The 11,201-nt window shown below is 62.0% G+C and carries 6 protein-coding genes and 1 pseudogene; all 7 read right to left on the bottom strand.

The window, feature by feature from the left end; all coding sequences use genetic code 11:
- Positions 1-322 (bottom strand): annotated as a pseudogene (locus tag ACQY7U_RS02455) (penicillin-binding protein 1C); the annotation flags it as partial.
- A 9-nt stretch (positions 323-331) separates the two neighbouring features.
- Complete coding sequence (locus tag ACQY7U_RS02450; protein WP_428641609.1) at positions 332-5,875, bottom strand: MG2 domain-containing protein; 5,544 nt, start codon at positions 5,873-5,875, stop codon at positions 332-334.
- Positions 5,876-6,002: 127 nt separating this feature from the next.
- Positions 6,003-6,644, bottom strand: coding sequence for a ParA family partition ATPase (gene parA / locus ACQY7U_RS02445; protein WP_428641607.1), 642 nt, complete (start codon positions 6,642-6,644; stop codon positions 6,003-6,005).
- A gap of 100 nt (positions 6,645-6,744) precedes the next feature.
- Positions 6,745-7,944 carry a lytic murein transglycosylase gene (locus ACQY7U_RS02440; protein ID WP_428641605.1) on the bottom strand — a complete coding sequence of 400 codons (1,200 nt, stop codon included), beginning with the start codon at positions 7,942-7,944 and terminating at the stop codon, positions 6,745-6,747.
- Between the two features lie 168 nt (positions 7,945-8,112).
- The gene (gene phnE, locus ACQY7U_RS02435; protein ID WP_428641604.1) at positions 8,113-9,447 is read right to left on the bottom strand and encodes a phosphonate ABC transporter, permease protein PhnE; all 1,335 of its coding nucleotides are present in this window, start codon (positions 9,445-9,447) and stop codon (positions 8,113-8,115) included.
- Positions 9,448-9,458: 11 nt separating this feature from the next.
- A complete protein-coding gene (phnE, locus tag ACQY7U_RS02430; RefSeq protein ID WP_428641602.1) occupies positions 9,459-10,307 on the bottom strand; it encodes a phosphonate ABC transporter, permease protein PhnE in 849 nt (282 codons plus the stop codon).
- 250 nt (positions 10,308-10,557) lie between these two features.
- Positions 10,558-11,201, bottom strand: a 644-nt coding sequence (phnD, locus tag ACQY7U_RS02425) for a phosphate/phosphite/phosphonate ABC transporter substrate-binding protein (protein WP_428641600.1), incomplete at its 5' end; no start/stop codon positions are given.

Genomic DNA, 11,201 nt, shown 5'->3' with positions numbered 1-11,201 from the left:
GCGGATCGACGCCGCCGTGCTCAAAGTACCTTTTGTCCTCGAAGGCCAGCAGCATCTTCAGGTAAAGCGGGTCGATGCGGTCGAGGTCGACCGGCAGGCGCCACTTGTCGTCCTTGCTGGTGAAGGCCCGCAAGAGCCTGTCCTCCCTGTCCAGAACGACGACGGAAAGCGACAGGTCGGCGATCGCCGGCAACGACCGCAGAGCCTCGAGATCCCGCTGCACTTTCAATGCAGCCGCTCCCGCGATCACGGCAAGGCCGAGGCCGGCGGCGGCGCCCCACCGCCGGTATCTGCGCCAGTCTTTCCGCGGCCGTGCCGTCATTTCATTGCCTTACCGTGTCGGCCCCAGCACCACGAAGCCGCCGGTCTCCGTGATGGCCCGGCGGTCCGGACGGTACATGTCCTCGACTGATGCCGGAGGATGGGCGAAGGTGCCCGGCGTCGCGGCACGGGCAAGATAGGCATAGGTCATTTCCCTGCCGCTCAGACGTGTCTGATCGACCGCGACCTCAAACCTGTCCGGGTAAAAGGCCGTATGGTCCGCCACATCGATGGTGGACAGGAAGGAAAGACCACCCAGCTCGCCGGAGCGCACCAGACGTGGATTGTCGATGACAAGGCCTGCCGGCAAGCGGTCGACCACCATCAGCCGGCCTGGCAGGTCGGTCAGGGAGCGAACCGTCAGGACGATGGCCAGGCGAGTGTTCACCGGTACGGCGGACGGGTCCACCTCGTTGCCGTCGAGATCGTAGACCTTCCGTTCAATCGCGTAGTCCTTTCCGCCCGCCGGCTCCGGCACCATCGGCTGACCAGTGATCGAAACCAGCAGGTCGGTTGCCGAAGCGCCGTTGTTGGTGACCTCGACCGCGGCCCTGGCGATCTCTCGGCCTTCAAAGGACCAGGCAAGCCGTCCCGGCGCCGTCTCGCCATCGACCGATATCCGGGCCTCCCCCGCCGACTCGTTCAAGGCCTGGGCCGCAAGCAGCAGCCAGGCCATTTCCTGGGTCGACCTGGAGGACGAACGGGTCTGGGCGGTTTTGAGGCTGTCGACGGCTTCCGCAATCAGACGATCCCCCATGGATGCGGAGACGACATAATCGGTCACGCCGGCGCTGTCGCGCAGACGGGAACCGTAGTCACCCCGGTACATCCGGACGGTATCGGCCGGAAGCGAGGCAAGGGCTGCCTTGAACCCGGTCTCGGCACGTTCCCGCTCACCATAAAGCGCAAGGCTGGCGGCCAGCTGTGCCTTGGCCAGGGGCGTTGCGAAGCTCTGAAGCTTGGCATCGAGGTAATAGCGCAGATCCCCCATGGAAGCCCGCCCGTTGCTGGCGAGAACATAAAGCCCATAGGCAATCCCCTCCCCGCCATCGCGGAAATCGGTGGCATAAGCCAAACGGTTTTCCAGATTGTCGAGCGCGCTGGTGAAGGCGATGTCCGGAACACTGTAGCCCTTCTGCCGGGCACGCGTCAGGAAGTCGGTGACGTAGGCATCCAGCCAGATGTCGTCATCGCTGTAACTGTTCCAGAGACCGAAGCCACCTGAACTCGACTGGTTGGCGAGAACGCGGGCAATCGCCTTCACGACGCGTTCGCGCAGGGCTTCCCCGGAGCCGAGCCCGGCGGCTTCCGCCACTTCGCTCAGATAGAGCAAAGGCAGGGCCCGGCTGGTCGTCTGCTCGGTGCAGCCATAGGGATAGCGGTCCAGAGCATCGAGAAGACCCGCAACGTCGATGCTGGCGACCCCGCCGGCGGCAAGGGTCACATCGACGGTTCCGGTTCGCAACCCGTCAAAGCTGTCTTCCGACAGCATCAGGCTTCCACCCGAGGCAAGCTGGAAGGAAGACCTGCGGACCACTGCCGGCTGCATGTCCTTGACTTCAAGAGACATCCGTTTGACGAAAACGGCGCCTTCCGGCCCGGTCAGTGCCGCGACGACCTCACCCATGCCCGGCGTGTCACCGCCAGCAACCGGCAAAAGCGCAAGCGCCTTCTTGCCCTGATCCAGATCGATCTGTCGAACCTGGCGGTTGGAACCATTTTCCAGCAACAAGCCTTCGGCAACGGAGACTTCCAGTTCATAGGAGCCCGGCTTGCCGTCCACATTGTCGATTTCGATCGCAAGGCGCGAGGTATCGCCGGGGGCCAGGAACGCCGGCGCGCTCGCGGTCATGACGACCGGAGAGCGCACCTGAACTTCCCGTTCACCGTGACCCACCCCGTCCTTCGTCCAGGCCACCACCATCAACTTGAGCGCACCGTTGAACGCAGGCACATCGAAGGAAACGGTGGCCTCGCCATTGTTGCCGACCTCGACCAGTCCCGAAAACAGGGCAACAGGTTTCTCGTCGGGTGGCGGTGCGTTGAGACGCATTGCTGCGGCATCTCCACCGGAGCGGACACGCCCCATGGTGCCGGCGGTCCGGTCGATCAATTGGCCGTAGAGGTCCCGGATATCCGAGCCGAGCCGCCGCTGGCCGAAGTACCAGCTGTCCGGATCAGGCGTCTTGTAGCCAGTCAGGTTCAGGATGCCGACGTCAACCGCGGCCACCGTCAGATAAGCCCGGGTGCCGGGCTCCAGATTTGCGAGCCTGACAGGAACATCCAGCGTCGTTTCCGGCAGGATCTTGTCCGGTGCGGAAATTTCCACATCAAGCGCACGCCTGCCCGGATCGACCTTGAGCCAGGAAAGCCCGATCGCGCGAGACGGCATCCGGTTCTGATCCAGATCCATCGGCCGGTAGAGGCTTGCGGTGATGTAGGCCCCCGCCCCCCAGTCGTCGCTGACCGGGATCTCCACTTCGGTTTCTTCACCGGTCACTTCCACGGTCTGGCTGGCAAGCAGACCGCCGGAAACGACATTCACAACGGCAACACCGGCCATCTGCGGTTTCAGCCGCAGCTTGGCTGTCTCGCCTGGCCGGTAACTGGCCTTGTCCAGTCCGACGTCCAGGTAGTCCGGCGTCTCGGAAGTGGCATCGGCGGTGTACCAGCCTGCCTGGAAAGTGACACTTGTCGAACTATCCAGCTCACCCGTGCCAACAACGTCCAGCCGGTACTCCCCCCATTCGACGGGCAGGGACAGAAGGCCCGGCTCGCCGGCTTTTGTTTCCAATTCTCCATCGGCAACCCGGTGCGAAGAGGTGATCGGCTCGAACGACCAGCGGCCGTCGTACCGGTACCACTGATAGTTCCGATCGATCCTGGAAAGCGTCCAGCGCAGTCCGGAAGCATCCTGCTGCTCTCCGTCCTTTCCGACCACGATCACGGAGAAGTCGGCCGGGCCGCCTTCATCGACGCCTCCGTCGAAGGCCGGTTTCACACCGATACGGGGTCCATCGAGCGCCACCGGAAGATCCAGGTCCCGCTCCACATATCGTCCGCCGCCTTCAACCAGACGGGCAACCAGTTTGCCGTCATAAAGGACAGTGGTCTCGGGCAACGACGGGAGAAAAACGTCGAAAGAAAGATTGCCGTCCTGATCGGTTTTCAGACCGGAGGAAATGGATTCCCGTTGCGAATAAGCTTCAGAGTCTTCGGCCCCGAACTGATAGCCCGGATAGGCCTTTAGCGTCCTGACCGGGCGAACGACCACGTCCCCCTCGAGGGTCTGGTCGCTCGCGGGCGAGCCATAGAGAAATTTCGCGTGGAGCGAAAACTGCGTCGGCGTATTGCGGCTGAAGGCCCTGGCGTCTGTTTCGAGATCGAAATCGACACGCTCCGGCTGGTAGTCCTCGACCTGGAATGTCGCCTCCGAAAGCGAACTGCCTTTCGGGTCCGCGAAGACCCGCCAGGACCAGATGCCCTGCTGCGCCGACGCGCTCAGCGTCAGGTCCTGCAGATGACCTCCAAGGCCACCGTCGCCGACGGTGAAGCGGGCGTGCTCGACACCATCCGGACGGGTGAAGACGAATGTCAGGGGGAAGTCTTCCTGCGCGGTGGCGCGGGAGGTCCGCAGAAGCGCCTGGGCATGCACGGTTTCACCGGCCTTGTAGATGCCGCGGTCGGTCCAGGCAAAAACATCCAGCGGTCCGGGAGCGGGCCGGCCCTCCACGCCCCGATCGGAAAGATCAAAGGCGGGTTTGCGCAGGTCCAGGAAGGAATAGTCGCCTGCGGCCGTTTCGGCGACGAGTACGCCGGGCGCGCGCCCGCCCCTGCCCCGTGTCAGACCGGCCGCGAATTCCGCGAAGCCGTCTGCGTTGGTCACGGCTTCGCCCAGGATCTCGTTGTTGACCCCGAGCAGGCGCACCGTCACGTCCATCATGGCCTCCGCGGTGGAGAGCGAGCGGATGTTGGCGGAGATGCCGGCATCGCCCGTCAACGCCGTCATGCCGAGATCCGACACCAGGAACCACTGGGTGGCCAGATCACCCCAACGGTTCTGGACATCCAGCTTCGAGCGGGCGGTCATCGCATAGATGCCCGGCTTGAGTTCAAACCCCGTCTGCGTCACCGGAATGGCGGTGGTGATGTCCTGGTTGAGCCGGGTTTCGGTTTCCACGATCCCGGTCCAGACCTTCTCACCGAGCTCATCCTCGATTTGCTCCGCCCGCCAGCTGCTGAGCTGGCGCAGGAACCTGTTGTCGCGCAGGATATCCGCCACCGAGCGGCTGCCGATCCGATAGATCGATGCTTCGACCTCCGAGGTGTTGACCGAGACGATCGGGATGGTCGGATTGCCGCCGGCGGGCAAAACATAGGACCGGCCAAGGAAATGGACCGATGGCGACCTGTCCTTCACGTAGATCGTCAGGTCCGCCGACTTTTCCAGTTTTTCTCCATCGGCAGCGGGCAGTCCGCTGCGCGCAGTCACCTCATAGCGTTGGCCATGCTGCAGACCGTCCGCGCAAACCTGGCTGCCTTCCGTCTCGATGGAAACGGTTCCCTCGCCTTTCACGCTCACGTAAGGGCTCATGTCCTCGCCGGGAAGGAGCTTTTGCGAGAAAACAAGGCAGATCCGGGGAGAGGCACTGTCGGAATCCACCTGATGATCGACAATCCGGAAGCCGTGTGCCGCCACAAGATCTTCATAGCGTTGGCGCAGGCTCGCATTTTCCTCTCGTGCCAGAGAGGCCCGCAAGGCCCGGATCGCGCTCTTGTATTCACCACGCCTTTGCAGGGCACGGCTCAAGAGGTTCAGGGCGTCGGCCTGCTCAGCCGTGGAAACGGTTCGCAGATAGGTATTGATGGCCGCGGAAATCGTCTGCTTCTGCAGGGTCTCCCGGTCCTGCCAGTCGGTCGGCTCGGGGATGAACAGCGCAACGGTCAGCTGCGTCCAGGCGTCGAGAGCCCCCGGCTCCAGGACAATCAGCTGCTTGTAGGCGTCCTCGGCAATGCGGCCTTGCTGATAGCGCAAGGCGGTCAGGCCGTCGCGCCGCAACTGATCCGCCGTCTTGCCGTTGGCGCGAACGTTGTTTGCAATGCTTTTGGAATAGGTTTCGGCACTTTCCAGCTGTGACTTGGGCAGAAAGGCCAGTTCGGCCTTCCGGTCGGCGCTCTGATCGGCCCGCGGTGCCATTACCTCGACGACACGGCCAGCGATGGCGCCGGTAAAGCTCTGCAATTCGCCGAAATCGGTTTTCAGGAAACACCAGCCCGCGGACGTGTTGAACGTGAAGGCACGGCACTGGCCGTCGCCAAGGCAGGCGGACTTGCATCCCTCAAGATCGACATCCTTGACCGTCCGGTAGTCGCTGCCGAAGAAATCGGCATCGTCGATCGTGACGATCCGCCGGTCCTGGGCATCGGCGCCGGGAATCGGGGCAAAGGTGCCGGCCGCAAGTGCCAAGGCCAGAAGGGCCGTCTTGTGACGGCGCTTGCCTTGGAAACCGGAAAACAAGGAAAAACGGAAAAAACGCTGCATTAAAAGAGACATGGCCAGACCTCCCGGGCCGAGAATTTTCTCTATCAAGGCACCGGAACGTGACGAGGACAAGGCAAAACTGTCGAATTACGCAGTCGGGGATGTGCAGATTTTTTGCAGATACGGTTACCGGCCGCGATCACCCCACCCGGGCAATCAGTTCCTCGATAAGACGGCCGACCTCCTGGGAAGCCTTGCCGGAGGGCGCATCCTCCGTCACGGAATAGCCTTTACCCATGGCGGAGGCGAAAACCGTCCGGTTACCGAGTCTGGCGCTCAAGGTGTCATATCCACAGGCGGCAATGGCCTCCGCCACTTCTCCTGTCAGGGAGGCGCGCGGCGGAACCCGGTTGAGTACCAGCAGGGCGGGCGTGTCCTCGCGCCTGGCAAGGTCGAAGGTCTGGGCGGTTGCCCAAAGATCCACCGGTGTCGGCTGGACCGGCACGATCACGAAATCGGCGGCATCGATGGCCGGTTTTGCGTCTGTATCGGTCTTGGGAGGCGTATCTATGATGACGTAGCCATGGGATCTGGCAAGCGACCTCGCCTCCCGGCGCGCGCCCCAGCCGGAGGCGGTTCGGAATTCAAGTCCGGTCCCGTCTTCCCCAAGGCTCTGTTCGCGGGCTTCGTACCAGGTCCCGAGTGACCCCTGCGGATCGACGTCGAGGATCGCCACCGGTTCGCCCGACTGCCGTGCGAGAGCAACGGCAAGATGGGCTGCCAGCGTCGTCTTACCAGAACCGCCCTTTTGCTGGGCCACCGTCAAAATCCGTCCGGACATCGCAATCCTCCAGAAACACTTCGTTCATATTGCGCCGCAAAATTTCGCAGCGCAACAAAACATTCCCGATTTCTGGTCGGAAGCGAGCTGCAGGAGCGTTCTATTTTCCGCCAAGGGCCGTGTAGATGTTCCAGGATGGTCTTCCGGTGACCGGCATGCCGAATTTGGCCTCCGCCTTCTTGATGCCATTGCGGGTTGCCGGACCGACCTTGCCGTCAGGTTCTCCGACATTGAAGCCGTTCTTGTTCAACAACTTTTGAAGCTCCAACCGCTGCGCACGCGACAGACCCGGATTGGCCGTCGGCCAGGGTGTCTTGAAAGGTTCGCCCCCGGAAACGAGCTCCGACAGAAGGGCAATCGCGAGGCCATAGGATGTCGAGGCGTTATAGGAGCGAAGTGCCCGGAAATTCCGGGTCACCAGAAAGGCCGGACCATTCGCACCTGCGGGACGAATGAGGGCAGCTTCCAGCTTTCCGGACACCTTGCCACCGCCGATCCTGGTCACGCCCCGTTTGCCCCACGTGGAAAGCGACGCGTATTTCTTGCGGCCGGACGGCCCGTTGTAACCGCTCGGCACTTTCACTTCAAAGCCCCAGGGACGGCTGTTGCTCCAGCCGGCGTTCTTCAGGAAATTGGCCGTGGAGGCAAGCGCGTCCGGAACCGAGTTCACCAAATCCTTGCGGCCGTCGCCGTCAAAGTCGACCGCCAGGCTGTTGTAGGTGCTCGGCATGAACTGCGTTTGCCCGAAGGCTCCGGCCCAGGAGCCGCGGAAATCGTCTGCCGGAACATCGCCGCGCGAGGCGATCTGAAGCGTCTTTATCAGCTCACCCTTGAAATACTTCTGCCGTTTCTTGCCGGCGCAAACCAGGTTGGCGAGCGCATGCGGCGTATAGAAGTCGCCCCGGAACTGGCCATAGTCGCTCTCGATGCCCCAGACCGCCAGAACCACGTGGCGGTCGACACCGTAGCGTTTTTCAATCGAGGCCAGCGTGCGGCCATGTTTTTTCAGGTTGGCCTTACCGTCCTGAATGCGCTCGGCATCCACCAGAAACGCCATGTAGTCCCAGATTTCGGTCTTGTGTTCCGGCTGGGACGTGGAAAAGCGGATGACCTTTTCGTCGAATGAAGCCCCTGACAGCATCTGGTCGGCGATCGCCGGACGCACACCCGCGGCAACCGCCTGCTGCATGAGGGAAGCGACACAGCGCTCGATGGCGAGCGCCGGTCCGGAAAGCGCTGTCAGTCCAAGGCCGAAGCCAAGAACAACTCCTGCAAGACCCTTCCACAATCCCCGTCGCATCGCCCGCTCCCCGGCTTTGAATCAGTTCTGGAACGCTGACACGCTAGCGCGACGGAAATGCGGCGAAAAGCGGGAAGGTCAAGATATCGGGGAAAACAGGCGCTGATTTGCCGCCCCGGTCCCGGCTCGCACTTCGCTTGACCGGGATGACGATTGAAATGAAAATCCTTACCTGCCCTCGATCAGCTTGCGGCGCAGCCAGCTGGAGCCCTGATCCATCAGGATCACCACGACAATGGTCAAGATGATGATGTAGCTGGTGTTCTCCCAGTCGCGGGAGGTTCTCATGGTCTCCACCAGCATCAGGCCGATGCCCCCTGCCCCGAGCGCGCCGATCACCGTCGCAGAGCGTGTATTTGATTCCAGATAATAGAGCACCTGGGAGACAAAGACGGGCAGGATCTGCGGAATGACGCCGAAGCGGTAGCGTTGAATCTGGCTTGCGCCGGTAGCGCGCACGCCTTCAACCTGTTTGTTGTCGATGTTCTCCAGCGCTTCGGAAAAGAGCTTTCCGAGTGAGCCGGTGTCGGTGAAGGCGATGGCGAGCGCGCCGGTAAGTGGTCCAAGGCCGAAGGCGCGGATGAAGATCAGCGACCAGATCAGCATGTCGATGCCGCGCAGGAAATCGAACAGGCGGCGGGTGCCGAAGCGCATCAGCCGGGACGGCGTGAAATTCCGAGCCGCCAGAAAGGCCAGAGGCAAGGCAAACAGGGCAGCCGTCAACGTGCCGAGCACTGCCATCATGATGGTCTCGAACAGAGCGGTGAAGATCTCGCCATGCTGCCAGTCGGGGTTTTTCAGGAACTCGTCGGCGATGAACCAGAGGTTCGAGGTGTCCGGGTCCATCCGGTCAGCGCTGAGAGCCAGGGCATAGAGTTGGCTGAAGGACATGCCGTGGAGCGGCGAGCGGAAGGGGAACCAGAAATTCTCCCAGCCGCCGAAATAGTTGTGAACCTCGATCTTGGTCTTGGTGACCTGCAGACGCTTGTCGAGCGCGGGGCGCACATCGAGCTTGCGCGGGTCGACCTTGACCCAGTCCGGAACCGGGCCTTCCGGCAATTCGATCTCCACGCCGGATTTGGTCGCGGTGCCCTTGACGACGCCGTACTCCGGGATCGTGAACAGTGCGGTTTTGCCTTCAATGTCGATGAAATAGCCGTCACCGAGATCAACACGGGCATTCTCGCCGTCGAGCGAGACCCAGTTTGGCAGTAGAGCAGGATCGTAGGTTGCCGTGCGCTCGCCCTCGATGGCAACTTCAACGTCGTTGCGGCGGAAGTTTTTCGTCACATGAACCTTGTAGGCGACCGAATCCGTCGCAAGGATCGCCGCCCGCTCCGGCTGCGCCTTGGCCAGGATATCAGGCACACCAAAGGCAAACCACGTGTAGACGAGATAGGTGAGGACCGCGAGCGGCAAGAAGATCGTCAACCAGGCACGGCGGCGAACATGCAGCCAGACACGCTCGGACGTGACGGGCGTTTCAAGGGTGTAATCGGTCATCGAAAGATCCCTCAATGAGCCCGGCCGGAGCCGACCAGCCTGCCGCGCAAAAAGGACGAGGCCTGGTCGATGACCATGATGGTGATGAACAGAAGAACGAAGATGGCAGCCGTCTCGTCGCCCGCGCCCTTGCCCCAGCCGATGGTGCGGCGGAGTTCCTGGCCGATCCCCCCTGCTCCAACGAAACCGAGAATGGCCGACGCGCGCACGTTGATTTCAAGACGAAGCAAAAAGTAGCTGAGGTAATTCGGCGCCACCTGTGGCAGGACCGCAAAGCGGATACGTTGCAGCCAGCTTGCCCCGCAGGCGGACAGGCCCTCGATGGGTTTGCGGTCGATGTTTTCGTTCACTTCCGAAAACAGCTTGCCCAGCGCACCGGCGGTGTGAAAAGCCACCGCGATCATGGCGGGAACCGGACTGGACCCGAGGACGAAGATCAGGAACAGGGCAATGATCAGCTCCGGGAACGCCCGCATGATGTCCATCATCCGCCGAACGACCGGGATCAGCGGTCCGAAGCTGTCGACGTTGCGGGTCGAGGCCATGGCAAGAACCACCGCGAGCGCACCGCCCAGAAGCGTCGCGACACCGGCGATGTTCAGGGTTTCCAGCATGGCCGGTACGAACTGCAGGATCAGGCCGAAGAAGGCAGGCCCCGCGTCGATGGCTTCGGTGACGATCTCGCCGGGATAATCGAAGAACTTGGAGAGACCTTGCACGAACCCGCCGGAATTCATCGCGTTGGCCTTGGAATAGCCGGACACGAGAACCGCGACAGCCAGCATCAGCCCTATCATGGAATAAAGCTGGCGGCGTTTGCGAAGGGACAGGATTTCCTGCTCGAGGGCGGCGACTGCCATGTACGAGACCCTTTTACATTTCTCGTTCCACCACAGGCCTGACCGGCGTCATGGAACTCATGCTTTTCAACTTGTCATCACTGCTCAGGCAGGGATCCGGTACTCACTGAACCCGCCGAATTAAACAACTGGCACCGGTGAGTACTGGATCCCGGCCTTTCGCTTCGCTACAGCCGGGATGACAACTGAATTTAAAGTTCTTCAAGAAAACGCGGGCCGGAGGCCGGCCCACGCTCTCTCAAAAAGGCGATTAGTTGCTCTTTGCCTTGCGGGCGGCGACGATGCTTTCGTAAGCCTCGTGCGTGATCGGCATGAAGCCCTTGGTTTCGCCGGCGGCAACGCCATAGGCGCATTCCGGATCCATGGAAGTCAGCGAGGCCATCAGCGCGGTCATCTTCACCTTGACGTCTTCCGGCAGCTTCTTCGACAGTACGACCGGACCTTCCGGGATCACCGGCGAGCGCCAGATTTCGTGGATCTCGGTCATGTCAACCAGACCGGCGTCGGAGGCCTTGCGCAGGGCTCCGGAGTTGTAGCCGTCTTCCCATTCACCGAGGCCGTCGGCCCAGGTCACGCCGCCGTCGAAGTCGCCGTTATAGACGCCGACGATGGTCTGTTCGTGGCCGCCGGAGAATTTCACTTCGCCGAAGTAATCGCCCGAGGTCATGCTGGCGCCGGTGGCCTGCGGGATTTCGATCGACGGGATCAGGAAGCCCGAGGTCGAGTTCGGATCGCCGAAGCCGAAGACCTTGCCCTTCATGCCGGTCAGGTCGGTGATGCCGCTGTCCTTGCGGGCGAAACCGATCGAGTAGTAGCCGTAGCCGCCGTCGGTGTTCACTTTCACCAGGATCGGCTCGACCGCTTCGGGGTCCGACAGGAAGGTCTTGGCGTAAC

The sequence above is a fragment of the Roseibium sp. genome (genome assembly GCF_050301095.1).
In the GTDB taxonomy this organism is placed as follows: Bacteria; Pseudomonadota; Alphaproteobacteria; order Rhizobiales; family Stappiaceae; genus Roseibium.
Note: the sequence above shows the minus strand (reverse complement) of the source record. Positions and strands in the feature narration are given on the sequence as shown.